Origin of the sequence: Arcobacter sp. F2176 (genome assembly GCF_004116465.1) — a bacterium.
Classification (GTDB): Bacteria; Campylobacterota; Campylobacteria; order Campylobacterales; family Arcobacteraceae; genus Arcobacter; species Arcobacter siniprincipis.
In genome coordinates, this window is the sequence record NZ_PDJV01000005.1 from 136683 (window position 1) to 151190 (window position 14508).

Sequence of the window (14508 nt, forward strand, 5' to 3'; positions counted from 1 at the left end):
TATACTATTATTAAAAAGGATTTTTCATGTCATTATTTGATAATACAGCCTGTAGCTCATGTTTAACTCTTAGAGAATTAACAACACTTTATGAAATCTCAGCAGTAATATCAAATCATTATGATTTGGAAACTTCCTTAGAAAAATCTATAAAGATTTTGAAAAATAGTTTAAATCTTACAAACTGTACAGTTCATATTTTAGAAGAGGATTTACTTACAGTATTTGCATCAGTTGAATTATCAACTATTCAAAAAAAACTATCAGTTTATAAAGTGGGTGAAGGAGCAACAGGTGTTGCTGCTTTATCTAAAGAACCAGTTGTTGTGGAAAATATTCACAATGATTCACTATTTTTAAACAAATCAGGAAAAAGAGATTTTTCAAATCTTTCATATGTAGCTGTTCCTTTAGTTGTTGAAAATGAAACTGTTGGTGTTTTGGGTGCTGCTCTTACTAAAAGTACGGAAATAGGATTTGAAGATTGTGTAAGAATACTTACAATTATTGGTTCAATATTTGCACAAACTATCTACTCTTATCAATTAAACATAAAAGAGAAAGAAAGATTAGAAGATTTGAAATCATATTATAAAATGGAATGGGACTCAAAGGTTCATAACTTCGGAGATATCATTGGAGATAGTCCAAAGATGAAACAAGTTTTTCAAGTAATACAAAGAATAGCCCAATCAGAAGTTACAGTATTAGTAAGAGGAGAGACAGGAACTGGTAAAGAGCTAGTTGCTGCTGCAATTCATAAAAGAAGTAAAAGAGCAAATGAGCCTTTTATTAAATTGAACTGTGCTGCTATTACTGATACCTTACTTGAAAGTGAACTTTTTGGTCATGAAAAAGGTGCCTTCACAGATGCAAGGGAGACTAGAAAAGGAAGATTTGAATTAGCAGATAAAGGAACTTTGTTCTTAGATGAGATAGGTGATATTTCATCTTCTGCTCAAGTAAAACTTCTAAGAGTCTTACAAGAGAGAGAGTTCGAAAGAGTAGGTGGAAGTAAGACTATTAAAGTAAATGTTAGACTAGTAGCTGCTACAAATAGAAACCTAGAGCAAATGGTAAAAGAGGGAAAATTTAGAGAAGATTTATATTATAGATTAAATGTAATACCAATTGATTTACCACCACTTAGAGAAAGAGGTGATGATATAAAACAACTTGTAAATTTCTTTTTAGAAAGAGCAATCAAAAACCATAAAAAAAATGTAAAAATATTAGATGAAGCAATGGAACTTTTAGCTTCTTATCCTTGGCCTGGAAATGTAAGAGAACTAGAAAATACCATGGAGAGAATTGTTTTAATGGGCAATGAAAATGGTATAGATAGTTTTGATATGTCACTTCTTCTTCCTGCACTTGAAAAAGGGAAATTAGAAGATAAACCAATAGCTTCTTCAAAACAAGCAAGCCATAAAAAAAGCCTAGAAGATATGGAAAAAGAAGCTATAACAGAAGCTTTAATTGCAAATAACTTCAACCAATCAAATGCAGCAAAAGAGTTAGGAATAACACTTAGACAAATGGGTTATAAAATCAATAAATATGGAATAACAAATGAACTACAAGAATGAAGAGTTTGAACTCATTGATGAATTTATAGATGTGGGATATATGGCTGAAGATATTGAAGCTGTAGATTTACAAGGTAATGAATTAATTATAAAAAAAGCAAGTCCAAATAGAATGATTCAGATCTTTTTATCATTTCCAAATTTTGAAGATTTTAAAAAAGAAATTATAGCTTTTGATGAGTTTATGAATGATGCAAAAGTTGAGATTTTTACTTATTTGATATTTAATAAAAAGATTGATTTTGACTATAAGTTTAAAAAAATACTTCCTGTTTTTGATATCAATGAAGATTATGCAAATATGTATGGAACAAAAATAATAAGTGGCACTTTAAAAAACTGTTTAACAAAAGCCTTATTTTTAGTTGGCAAAGATGGAGCTATTTATCATATTGATATGCCAGATGATTTATCAAAGCCTTTAGACATGGATAGAATAAGAATTGAATTAAATAAGGTTTACCAATCATATACAGGAGTTGGGTGTCATGGATAATAAAAAAAGCTACAAGACTCTCATCTTGTAGCTAATTGATTTTATTTTATTTTTATTTTTTATATTGTTAAGTCAAAAGACCATCAAAATTTTAAATTTATTTACCAATCTTATTAGCTATAAATTCAATATCCTCATTACTTAATGGCATAGATTGGACTTTCATCATTGCTTTTAAAGCCCCACCATAAGTTCCATTTTTGTAGCCAATTAGTGCAGATTTTATATCTGCCTTTGACATCTCATTAATAATTAATGATTTACCATTTAAAGCTGATTTATCTCCATTTTCTCCATGACAAACTATACATTTTCCATAAGGATTTGCATAAGCTAAAGAGGCAATAAAAAGAGAAAAAACTAATGCCTTTTTCAAATAATTCTCCTTTCTTTTAATAAAAAATTATATGAAATTTTTGTGGCGAAATGGTGGCATTTTGGTCTTTGTAGAGTATTTAGAAGGTTTTTATTTCATATCCAAAGTGCTGTGAAACTATCATCCCATCTGGAAGTTTTACTCTTAATCTTTTAATCATAGATCTAATTCCAACTGAAGTTGTCATTTCTCCTTCCCAAACATAATCTTCTATATACTCTAAAGGCGTCATTTTATTTTCATGTTTAATTAAAAGGGATATAAAGCGTCTCTCTTTTCTTGTAAGTTTTACCGCTTCTTTGTTTTCATCAAATAATGTTTCTGAACTTAAATTATATGTATAATTAGCTAATAGATTTTTTTCTTCTCCCAGATGACATAATTGTTTTATTTTTGTCTCTAACTCATACATATAAAATGGCTTTTTTAAAAAGTCATTGCATCCATTTGAATATGCTTTTTTTACATTTTCTAATTCAAAGTTTGCACTTATAATTATTGCAGGGGTTGTTTTATCTCTATTTCTTATCTCTTTTAACAATGAAATTCCATCTACATTTGGGACATTTATATCTAAAATAAAACAATCAAATCCATCTATACAATGGTCAAGTGCATCTAATCCATCATTAAAACTTGATACTTCATATCCAATATCTTCTAATTCTTCTGTGATTAATTCTAATAAACTTTCATTATCTTCTAATATTAAAACTTTCATCTAATCCCTTTCTATATTCAAAGGTAGTAATATCTCTATATTTGCACCATTTTCTGTATTGAAAGCGTTTATTACACCATGCATTTTATTTTCAATAATAAGTTTTGCCATATACAAACCAAAGCCATCACCATTTTTTTTATTAGTATAAAAAGCTTCAAAAAGATGTTTTAATGCATCAGCATCAAATCCTTTCCCATCATCAATTACACTTAAATTAATATAAGTTGCATTTCTAGAAAGTAAAATCATGATTTTTCCACTCTTTTTAAACTCTCTTGATAATATAATTGAATCTTTTGCATTGTTTATTATGTTTAGTAAAACTTGTTTAAACTCATTTGGATATCCAAAAAGACTATATGAACTATCTAAGTTATTAACATATTCTAATTGAATATTGTTATATTTTAATGAACTATCAAGTATTGTCTCAATTTCATTAATTCCTTTATCAATATCAAAAAGTACTGGTTTATTAGATGGTTTGATAAATTGTCTAAATTCATCTATTGTATCACCCATATAAATGATTTGTTTCATAATAGTATCAAAAAATCCATCCATATTCTCTTTACTTAATTTATCTTTTTTGTAATAACTTTGCATTTTATGGGCAACTACTGAAAGTTCAATTAGTGGTACCTTCCATTGATGCACAATAGCTGAAAGCATTTCTCCAACTTCTGTTAGTTTTGATTGTTGGATTATAAACTGTTTATTGATTTCAAGTTGTTTCTTTTCTGTTATATCAGTAATAATTGTTACTGTTCCACTATCTTTTCCATTTTCATCATAATATGTTTTACTTCTTGCAAAAAAGGAATTATTATTATAAACAAATTCAATATCTTCATCAATAGATATTTTTTCTTTTGTTATTACTGTGCAAAATGGTTTAAAAACATCACAAATATAAAGACCAATTCCATCTTTCCCATTATAAAATATTTTTGAAAAAGATCGATTATGACCTCTAATATATCCATTTATATCAATCCAAAACACTGCACTTTTTACATTATTTAAAAGAACTTGTTCTCTTTTATTTTCAGCTATCAATTGTTTTGACAATTTATCTCTTTTATAAATATTTATAAGTGCAAGAACTAAGAAAAATAGAATAAAAGGGGAGATTATAAATATTCTATAAATCCAAATTTTATATTTTTCAAAAAATGTTTCTGGTTCATTTATAAAAATTGAACCTGAAGGGACTAAATTTGTATTTAAGCCATATTTTTCCATAACTTTATAATCATAAACATATTGGGTATGTGCCAATATTGGTTTTGTATAATCAACTTTCTTACCTTGCATAATTTCAACAGCCCTTTTACCAGCTTCATAGCCAACATAATAACCTCTCAATAAATGACCTCCAATAACTCCTTTACCTAAGTGATAATCAGTCATAGAAAATACAGGAACAGGAGAGTTATTTAAAAGTTTATTGACTTTTAAAAAAGGTATATAGTTTTCATTTTCATTAAGATATAAATTTCCAAACCAAACTGCACTATTTTTTGGAAGAGTTTTAAAATCTTTATATATTTGAGAAATATTCCCATCTAAATATAATTTATAATCAATTCTATTTTTAAAGCTATCTAATTTTTCTTTTATTATTTTATTAATCATTTCAGAAGTATAAGTTTTATCATTTATAACATATAAATATTTTAAATCAGGCATTACTTGCAAGATTGCTTCAATGCCACTTTTTAAAGGTTTATGCTCCAGTATTAAGCTAATTTTATCTTTTAATACTTTAGTAACATCAATACCCGGATTCATCTCTTCAATTCCAGTAAAGACTAAAGGAGTATTTTTAAACAGTTCATTTTTATGTTTTAACACAAATTGAACAGCTGCATTATCTGCTGCGATAACAATATCAAATTTTTGTTTTTTGAATTTTTCTATGTAAGCTTGTCTAATAAGTTTGTGATACTCTTTATTTTTATTTCTTTTATTATCTAAATATTCCGTAGAGAGTTCATAATCAGGAAGTACTTTTAAAGAATCATCAATACCTTTGGAAATATTTTCACTCCAAACTAAGCCTTTATTATATGAATGTAATAATAATATATACTTTGATGATGCACTTAAAGAAGAGACAATAAAAAATATTAAGAATAACTTTTTAAACATATAAGCCTTTTTTATAAAATATAACTCTATTTTAACATATCCAGTAGGTTTCTTCAAATAGAAGAAACCATAAATTTATTGTTCTTGAAGATATTTTTCTATTTTCATTCTTTCATCTTTTGTAAGCCCAGCTTGTGGTGCCATATTATTTAAAATACTTGGCCATACATTTGGGATAAATTCCTCTTTATGATGAATATCATGACATACACCACATTTCGCCTCAAACATATTTTTACCTTCTGCTATAATTTTAGTTTTATCATTTGTTAAAGAATCACTTATAATATAACCTTTTATTAAAACTTCAAACCATTCATTATCATACTCATCAACTTTTTTTCCGATAATTTTATAATCAGCAAAATCTTTACCTTCAAAACCAGTGATTAAAAAACCTGCTTTTTCATAAACTGTTGGGCTATCTTCAGGAGCATAACCAATAAATTCTACTTTTGTTAGATTACCTTCTTTTGAAAGAACTTTTAAGTGCGAAGCCACAATTAAATCACCAATAACCTCTTTTTTATTTACATCTTTATACAATTTTGTATTTTGAGATAAATATGCTGTATCAGCAGCTACACCAAGTGTAACAACTGATACTAAAACCAATAATATTTTTCTTAAATTTTTCATCTAAGCTCCTTTTATTTTTGGAGCTTTAAATATTCCAATAGCTGGAATCTCTCCATCAAATTTTTCAATTTCAACAAGTGCAGTTGCTTGATTTCCTTGAGCAAGACTTGAAGTTCCTTCATCAGGAATTAATACATTAACATCACCATGTCTACATAAAGTACCAGGTTCTCCTGCTTCAGTTGGATCATACCAAGCTCCCTCTTGCATTCGTACTGCACCTTTTTTTACAAATTCAGTTACTACTGCACCCGCTAAGATTTGCCCTCGTCCATTAAATACTCTTACAACATCACCATTTTTTATACCACGTTTTTTTGCATCATCAGTATTTAACCAAATAGGTTCTCTTCCATTTACTTCTTCAAGATGTCTAATCCAAGTATTATTCAATTGAGAGTGAAGTCTATATTTAGGATGTGGCGTAATTAAATTCAATGGATATTTTTCAGCTTTTTTAGAACCTACCCATTCCATTGGTTCAAACCACATAGGATGTCCTTTACAATCATCATAACCATAACTTGCCACTTTTTTTGAGAAAATCTCAATTTTTCCAGATGGAGTTCCAAGTCTATTAATAATTGGATTTTTTCTAAATTCTTCAAATCTTATGTATTTTTTTGCGATTTCTGGAGTTTCAAATTCACAAAATCCTTTTTTCCAAAATTCATCAAAAGTAGGCATTTTCACTCCAGAACTTTGTGCTTTTTTATATGAAACTTCATAGAAGTGTTTAATCCATCCCATTTTGTCTCTACCTTCTGTGAAAGCATGAACATGCTCTTTAGAGAAATGTTCTAATATTCCAGTAAAAATATCAAAATCATCTTTCACTTCTGCATATGGTTTAGATACTTGTTTCATAGCAAAAATAAAACTATTTGAATGAGCTTTTGCGATATCATTTCTTTCTTGCTCTAGTGTTGAAGGAAGAATAATATCTCCCATTCTAGCAGTTGCAGTCCAGAAGGCATCTTGTACAACAAATGTTTCTAATTTTCTATATGCTTTAATCATTCTATTTCTATCTTGGTGATGGTGGAAAGGATTTCCTCCTGCCCAGTATGCCATTTTGATATCTGGATATTTAATTATTTTCCCATCAAATTTTATCTCTTTTCCTGGATTTTCTAAACACTCAACAATTCTAGAAACAGGGATAACTGGAACTTTATTATCTTTCCATGGTCCATCAATTGTTGTTTTTCTTCCTATTCCACCAAGTCCAGGAGAAGCAGAAAGTCCATTTTTTTCACTTTTAGAACCTTTTTCACTTTGAGCATTTCCTGTTGCAGCAGCTGGCATTGGAACACCATTTCCAGAATAATGATAATTACAAGAGTATCCCCCACCAGGTAATCCAATATCTCCAAGCATAGTTGCAAGAGTAATTAACATCCAGTTTGGTTGTTCCCCATGATGAGCTCTTTGTGTAGACCATCCTCCCATTAACATTGTTCTTTTTGAAGCAAATTCTTTTGCTAACATTTTAATTACTTCAGCATCAACACCACAAATTTTAGATGCCCATTCTGGAGTTTTTTCAATCATATCTTCAGTTTTACCAATTAAGTATTGTGAAAATTGTTTAAATCCATAAGTACATTTTCTCAAAAATTTCTCATCATGTAATTTATTAGTATAAAGATAATGAGCTATTCCAAGCATCAAAGCAACATCCGTTGTAGGATTAATTTTAATATGCTCTGCATCAAAATACATACCAGTATTATTATAAACAGGGTCAATTATATAAAATTTTAATCCTCTTTTTTTAGCTTGTGCTTTTAACTCTTTTAAATAAGTATATGTTTTATGATCTGGAACACCCCATGCAATTTGATTTGTATTTACAATATCAGCACCCCAAAATACAATACATTCAGAATTTTCAATTAATACTGGATAAGCAGTTGGTCTTGCAGTAGATTCATCTGTTCCTACAATATAAGGAGTAATTTGTCTAATAGCATGTGTTGAATATGTACAAGTTCTTGAAGTGTATCCACCTGTTAAATGAAGCATTCTTCCTAAAAGTGCTTGAGGATTATTTAATGATCCTACACAATACCAACCATAACTTCCTCCATAAATGGCTTCATCACCATAATCTTTATGTGTTCTTTTAATTTCATTAGCAACTAATTCTAAAGCTTTTTCCCATGAAACACGAACAAATTTATCTTTACCTCTTTTTGATTTATCACTTTTATATCCATTTTTAAGATAATCTTCTCTAACACACGGGTAAAGAATTCTATCTTCTGCATATGTTCTTGCTGGAAGTGCGTTTATCAAAGAAGATGGATATTCATCACCTTTAAATGCTTCCACACCTTCAAATCTTGAGTTTTTATCTCTTGCTCTAAATGCGCCAAAGTGAGAAGCACTCATCTCTAAAGGTTTATCATTAAATAAACTTTCACCAACTAATGGTATTGCATGAGCTTGGACTACTGCAGCTGCAGCAACTGTACTTGATTTTAAAAATGTACGTCTATTCATTCCATTTTCCATTTTATTCTCCTAGATTTAAAATTAATTTAATAACTTAAAAATTAATGAATTAATTTTTTAGTTTAATAATTTAATGTAATTATAAATTAATGCTGTGGCGAAAATGTGGCAAAATAGTAAATTTAAAATCATAATATTAGGGAACGGTTTTTGCATAGTAGTTAATTAAATATTACTATAGGATATTTAATGGAAGATATAGTAGAAAAATTAAAAAATGGATCGATGGTACCATTTCTTGGTATGGGTGTCTTTGAAAAAATACAAGCAAAAGATGGTAGTCAGTTGCCATATGATAGTGATTCGATGATTTTAGCTTTAAATAATGGAAGAGCTATGAGCCCAAGACTTATGTATGAATATTCAAGAGCTGCCATGAGTTTAGAGCAGAGAAAAGGTAGAGAGTTTATTGTTCAAATGACAAACCACATCTATAGTTCCAAAGAGTATGATTTGCCTAAAGTTTATACTTGGTTAAAACAAATCAAACCCAAATATGTAATTGATACAAATCTAGATGATAGTTTACAAAAAATCTATAGTGATGTTGAACACTTCTTAATAACTGGGGTTTCTAGAATAACTGCTGATTATGATAGATTTATTATTTATAAATTTGATGTGAGTAAAAATGCCTATGAAAAGATAGAAAAAGAGGCTTTAACTTTAGATTTGCCAATTTTATTTAAACCTATGGGCTCAACAAAACCTGAGATGAACTTTATCATCTCTGATGCTGATTTTGTGGATTGGTTAACTGAAGCCATGGGTGGATTTGCTATGCCTCCTATTTTAAAAGATTTTAGAAAAGACAAAGAGTACCTTTTTATGGGTGTTGATTTTTCTAAAGATACTTTTAGAATGGTTGCAAATGAAATAACAATGGATTTAAAAGGTGGGTTTGCTATATTTAATAAACCTGAACTAACAAAAAAAGAGGATAAATTTATCAAAACTCATAATTTAGAAAATTTAAATTTGAGTTTAAATGAGTTTATAAATAACTATGCCTAATAAATTAAAATCATGTGACTTTTGTGGGAAAGAGATAAAAGAAGTTAAAAAAATATTTTCAAGTGAAAAATCAAATATTTGTGATGAATGTATCTCTATGTGCTCAAATGTTATGGAAAAAGAGACTATAAAAGAGGCAAAAAAAGAGTTTCAAAAAGGTCTTAGCGTTCCAATTAAAATAAAAGAACATCTTGATGAATATGTAATAGGTCAAGATGATGCTAAAAAAGTTTTAGCAGTAGCACTTTATAATCATTACAAAAGAATCGATAAACCAATTATCAAAAATGTTGAACTAGAAAAATCAAATATCATGCTAATAGGTCCAACAGGAAGTGGTAAAACTCTACTTGCAAAATCACTTGCTAAAATCATGGATGTACCCTTTGCAGTTGCAGATGCAACAGCTTTAACTGAAGCTGGATATGTGGGTGAAGATGTGGAATCTATACTTTCAAGACTTTTGGCAGCTGCTGATTTTGATTTGGAAAAAGCAAAAAGAGGTATTGTTTATATCGATGAAATAGACAAAATAGCCAATAAAAGTGAAAGTGCCACAAGTGGTAGAGATGTAAGTGGAGAAGGTGTTCAACAAGGACTATTAAAAATTCTAGAAGGAGCAGAAGTTTATGTTCCAGTAAAAGGAAGTAGAAAAAACTCTTCAGCTGAAACAATAATTTTTGATACTACCCATGTCTTATTTATCTGTGGTGGCGCTTTTGTTGGATTGAGAAAAGATGAAAACAAAGAAAAATCATCTGTCATGGGATTTTTAAATAAAGATAACAAACTAAAAGATAAAAAAGATATAGAAGCAAAAGAGCTTATCTCTTTTGGATTGATTCCTGAGTTTATTGGTAGAATTCCAGTAATTGCAGAACTTAACAAGCTTTCAAAAGAAGATTTAATAAGAGTTTTAAAAGAGCCTAAAAATGCCATCACAAAACAGTATGAAATACTTTTTGAGCTTGATGGAGTAGATTTAAAATTTGAAGATAAAGCCCTAGATGAAATTGCAAATATCGCCTATGAAAAAGATGTAGGAGCTAGAGGACTTAGGGGTATAATTGAAAAACTTATGTTACCATTACAATATACAATACCATCAGAAGAGAACTTAGGTTCATGTGTAATTACACAAGAGTATATTTGTAATAAAAAAGATATAGATTTAATCTATGAAAAAAGTACTCAGAAAAAAGTCTCTAAGGAGATAAACTACAATGATATTAAAAAGCAATCTACAAATATGTAAAGCTACAAAAGAAGATTTCCCAAGCATTGTAAATCTTCTTCAATCATTATTTTGCATTGAAGAAGATTTTACTTTCAATGAAAAAAGACATGAAGAAGGTATCAAATTATTATTAAATAATCGAAGTGCGGAAGTGATTCTTGTAAAATTTGAAAATGAAGTAATAGGAATGATAACTATTCAAAAAATTATTTCAACGGTTATGGGGACAAAAGTAGGACTTATTGAAGACTTTGTAATCAAAGATGACTATAGAGATTTAGGAGTAGGAACTTATCTTTTAGAGTATATAAAAGATTATGCTAAAAAAAACTCATTGACAAGATTACAACTTGTTTGTGATGAAGATAATACTACAGCCAAAGAATTTTACACAAATAAAAAATTTAAAAGAAGTAATTTAAATGCTTGGTACTATCATGTAGAAAACTAAAGCAATAGTGGAACACTATTTGCATCTTATTTCTTATATTTTTATATAAGGAAAGACAATGGCAGTTAAAATTACAGAAGAGTGTATAAGTTGTGAAGCATGTGCTCCAGAGTGTCCAGTTGCAGCGATTTTAGAAGATGGCAATGCTAAAAATCCTACAGATGTATTTTATGTAAAACCAGAATCATGTGTTGAATGTGTTGATCATGCAGATAAACCAAGATGTGCGGAAGCTTGTCCAACAGAGGGTGCAATTGTATGGGACATGCCTTATACTAGTGAATTCTCAGATTATTATGCAATGGGTAACGATGAAGGCACTTATAAAATTAGAGAACATAAAACAAAAGGTCTTATGCTTCCAAGCGTAAAAGAGCAAAAATTTATTACTGACATTCCAATGGAAGATAGAGAATCTTACGCAAATGTAGGACAATTTTAAGATTAAAACAAAGACTTTAAAGTCTTTGTTCTAATCAACACTCTTTAAAGAGATTAGAAATTTTGCACCTGTATATTTTTTATTCTCATACTCATATTCTACATTTGAAACTTTTATTTCTCCACCCATTTTTTTAATTATTGAATAAGACATATATAAACCAAGCCCTGTTCCATTAGATTCATGTTTTGTAGTAAAATATGGTTCATATATTTTATTCATTATATTTGCAGGTATTCCATTGGCGTTATCTTTTATACTTACACAAATAGTATCTTTATCTTGTGTAACTTTAATAAAGAGCAATCTCTCTTCATCTTTTTTGTTTTCTGTTAAAGCATCAACAGCATTATTTACTATATTAATAAGAGCTTGAAGCACTTGATTTTGATTTCCTTTTACCACTTTTTTTAAATTATTAGTAAATATGAACTTAACCTGAGAACTGTGTAAAGAATGAGAAATAAGTCTATTTAAATTCTCCATTAACTCTTTTATATCAAACTCTTTTGAGCTATCTGCATCTTTAATAAAAGATCTAAAGTCATCAATTGTTTGAGATAAATAATTAGCATTTGCTATAATCTGCTTTGAGTCTTTTAAAACCTTAGTATTATTTAATTTTCCAATCTCATTATAAATACTCCAACTACTACTTATTGTCGTAATTACACTTAATGGTTGCCTCCATTGGTGAGCAATATGTCCAATCATCTCACCTAATGCTGCCATTTTAGATTGTTCAATCAAAAGTTTTTCTTTGTTCTTTACCTCTGATAAGTCAATAATAGAAGAGATTCTAATAAGTCTATCATTCAATTTTAAATTAGTACCTCTTCCTAAAGCAGGGATAATCTTTTTTTCTGAACTTACAACATTTAATTCAAAAGGTTCACTACTATCACTTGAAAAGGTTTCTTTAATTTTTTGTTTATATTCATCAGATACAAACTCTAAATAATCTAATCCTATCATTTCATCTTTACTTAAATTAAAAAGCTTTAATGCTGACTCATTTGCATCAATACATATTCTATTTTCAGTGATGATAATTGCTTCTAATGTCGAATTAATAATACTTTGTACATTATGATATGATTTCTTTAGTTCATTATTATATTTTTTTAAAACAATTTGCCTATATATAAAACCTATAACTATAAATAAAGTTATTAATAAAATAATTATCAAGATTTTATAATCTAGTGTTTTTTCTTTAACAGTAGTTTGAATCCAATTTGAATAAATATCTTTTTTCTCTTTTTGTGTAATTGAATCTATTGATTTATTAATTATTGATAATAAAATTGGATTATTTTTTTGTACTAAATAACGATGTTCAAAATCAAAAAGTGTACTTCCTGAAATCTTTAAATCACTTAAATGAAGTTGAGAAATATAAAATACTGAAGTTGCAATATGTCCAATAAAAGCATCTGCTCTGCCTTTTTCAACTAAAATTAAAGCTTCTTGGATATTGGAAGTTTCTAATATCTGGATAGCTGGATAATTTTTTTTGATAAAATTATAACTTGTATAATGTTTAGGAACAGCAATTACTTTATTTTTTAAATCATTTAAACTATTTACATAAGAATACTTTGAACCAGTTATTATTACCATGGGAAACTTTGAATACATTTTAGAAACAAGCCCCAAGGACTCTTTTTCTGAACTTGAAGTAACAGAAGGAATTAAATCTATTTCTCCTTCATTAAATTTATCCAAAACATCTTTCCAAGACCTTGAAGGAACAAATTGAAACTTAAGACCTGATCTAACACTTATTATTTTAAGAAAGTCTCCTATAATACCTTGCATCTCATTATTTTCAATAATAGACAAAGGCATCCAATTTATTTCACTATATTTTATATTAGGATTACTCTTAATATATTTTATTTCTTCTTCAGTAAACTTAACATATTTATAATCAGCATTATCTTTATCAAATATAATCCATTTATCCGCTATTGAGTTTAACTCTTGAGTGGAAATTTTATCTAAGGCTTTTTCTATTATAGAGTTTAAAATAGGATTATCTACATTAACTCCAAATCTTAAATCCTCTTTTTTGATTTTTGTAAACTCATCTATTACTTTTAAATTTGTAAATGAATTATCTTTAATTGCTTTTTCTCCTTTTGTATAAGAAGATACAAAATAATCTGCTTTTCCTTCAATAACTGCTTTGATTTTTTCTAATGCCGTATCAAATTCTAAGACATTTATTCCTTGTTTTTTTATATCATTAATATAAAAAATACCTTTAGTCACAGCTAAAGTTTTTCCCTTTAAACTATCCGCTCCCTTATAGCTTTCATTATCTTTTAATCCAAAAATAAAATTAGGTATTTCATAATAAGGCTTTGAAAATAAAGTAAAAGATTCCCTCTTTTTAGTATAAGATATATTACAGATAATCTTTACATCTTTGTTCTTAAAACTGTTCAAAGCTTCGGACCAAGGTAATGCATTTATCTTAAAAGTTAAACCTGATAAATTTTCAATTCTTTGAAGAATATCGATAACTAGACCTTTTGAATTGCCATTTTCAATATAAGAAAAAGGAGGGAAACGCATTGATATAGCAATATCAACATTTGGGTTATTTTTTATCCACTCTTTTTCTTTAAAACTCAAAGAAAGTTCTTTCTGTGAAGTTGAAGCAAATAGATATGATGTAAAAAAAATTATTAAAAAAATATTTTTAGGTATTTTCCCCATTATAAGCCTTAAAATAAATTATAAATTTTATATATTACCTTTTTTTTATATATAAGGAATTAATTTCTGTTTATTTTTTATTCATTTATTTATATTATAAAATATTGACAATTATATTTCATTAGGTTATATTTCATTT

12 protein-coding genes are annotated in these 14508 nt (G+C 28.0%); 6 read left to right on the forward strand and 6 right to left on the reverse strand.

All coding sequences use genetic code 11. The annotated features are described in order from the left end of the window. Positions 1-26 precede the first annotated feature (26 nt). Both CRU95_RS06665 and CRU95_RS06670 read left to right on the forward strand, forming a co-directional pair. Positions 27-1589 (forward strand): sigma 54-interacting transcriptional regulator, encoded by a 1563-nt coding sequence (locus tag CRU95_RS06665; protein WP_129100369.1) that lies wholly within the window; start codon positions 27-29, stop codon positions 1587-1589. Next, a complete protein-coding gene (locus CRU95_RS06670) occupies positions 1573-2085 on the forward strand; it encodes a hypothetical protein (protein ID WP_129100370.1) in 513 nt (170 codons plus the stop codon). The genes CRU95_RS06665 and CRU95_RS06670 overlap by 17 nt, the downstream gene beginning before the upstream one ends. A 97-nt stretch (positions 2086-2182) precedes the next feature. On the opposite strand, the gene CRU95_RS06675 is transcribed toward CRU95_RS06670, so the two are convergent. The 5 genes from CRU95_RS06675 to CRU95_RS06695 form a co-directional block, all read right to left on the reverse strand. After that, on the reverse strand, positions 2183-2461 hold the full coding sequence (locus tag CRU95_RS06675; protein ID WP_129100371.1) for a c-type cytochrome: 279 nt from the start codon (positions 2459-2461) through the stop codon (positions 2183-2185). A 79-nt stretch (positions 2462-2540) separates the two neighbouring features. Continuing rightward, positions 2541-3182 carry a response regulator transcription factor gene (locus CRU95_RS06680; RefSeq protein ID WP_129100372.1) on the reverse strand — a complete coding sequence of 214 codons (642 nt, stop codon included), beginning with the start codon at positions 3180-3182 and terminating at the stop codon, positions 2541-2543. Continuing rightward, positions 3183-5339: an ABC transporter substrate binding protein gene (locus CRU95_RS06685; protein ID WP_129100373.1), complete on the reverse strand. Its 2157-nt coding sequence runs from the start codon at positions 5337-5339 to the stop codon at positions 3183-3185. 75 nt (positions 5340-5414) lie between these two features. After that, on the reverse strand, positions 5415-5978 hold the full coding sequence (locus CRU95_RS06690) for a hypothetical protein (RefSeq protein WP_129100374.1): 564 nt from the start codon (positions 5976-5978) through the stop codon (positions 5415-5417). Next, on the reverse strand, positions 5979-8498 hold the full coding sequence (locus tag CRU95_RS06695) for a molybdopterin guanine dinucleotide-containing S/N-oxide reductase (protein WP_129100375.1): 2520 nt from the start codon (positions 8496-8498) through the stop codon (positions 5979-5981). 189 nt (positions 8499-8687) lie between these two features. On the opposite strand from CRU95_RS06695, the gene CRU95_RS06700 reads away from it, so the two are divergent. Genes CRU95_RS06700 through CRU95_RS06715 form a run of 4 tightly spaced genes read left to right on the forward strand, consistent with a single transcriptional unit; the run spans position 8688 to position 11642 of the window. Then, positions 8688-9512, forward strand: a complete 825-nt coding sequence (locus CRU95_RS06700) for an SIR2 family protein (protein WP_129100376.1) — start codon at positions 8688-8690, stop codon at positions 9510-9512. Continuing rightward, entirely contained in the window at positions 9505-10767 is a 1263-nt protein-coding gene (gene clpX / locus CRU95_RS06705) for an ATP-dependent Clp protease ATP-binding subunit ClpX (protein WP_129100377.1), read from the forward strand. The genes CRU95_RS06700 and clpX overlap by 8 nt, the downstream gene beginning before the upstream one ends. Continuing rightward, on the forward strand, positions 10736-11200 hold the full coding sequence (locus CRU95_RS06710; RefSeq protein WP_129100378.1) for a GNAT family N-acetyltransferase: 465 nt from the start codon (positions 10736-10738) through the stop codon (positions 11198-11200). Before clpX ends, CRU95_RS06710 begins: the two co-directional genes overlap by 32 nt. A gap of 58 nt (positions 11201-11258) precedes the next feature. Continuing rightward, on the forward strand, positions 11259-11642 hold the full coding sequence (locus CRU95_RS06715; RefSeq protein ID WP_129100379.1) for a 4Fe-4S dicluster domain-containing protein: 384 nt from the start codon (positions 11259-11261) through the stop codon (positions 11640-11642). 30 nt (positions 11643-11672) lie between these two features. Here the strand turns inward: CRU95_RS06715 and CRU95_RS06720 are convergent, their stop codons facing one another. After that, positions 11673-14369 (reverse strand): transporter substrate-binding domain-containing protein, encoded by a 2697-nt coding sequence (locus tag CRU95_RS06720; RefSeq protein ID WP_129100380.1) that lies wholly within the window; start codon positions 14367-14369, stop codon positions 11673-11675. Positions 14370-14508 lie beyond the last annotated feature (139 nt).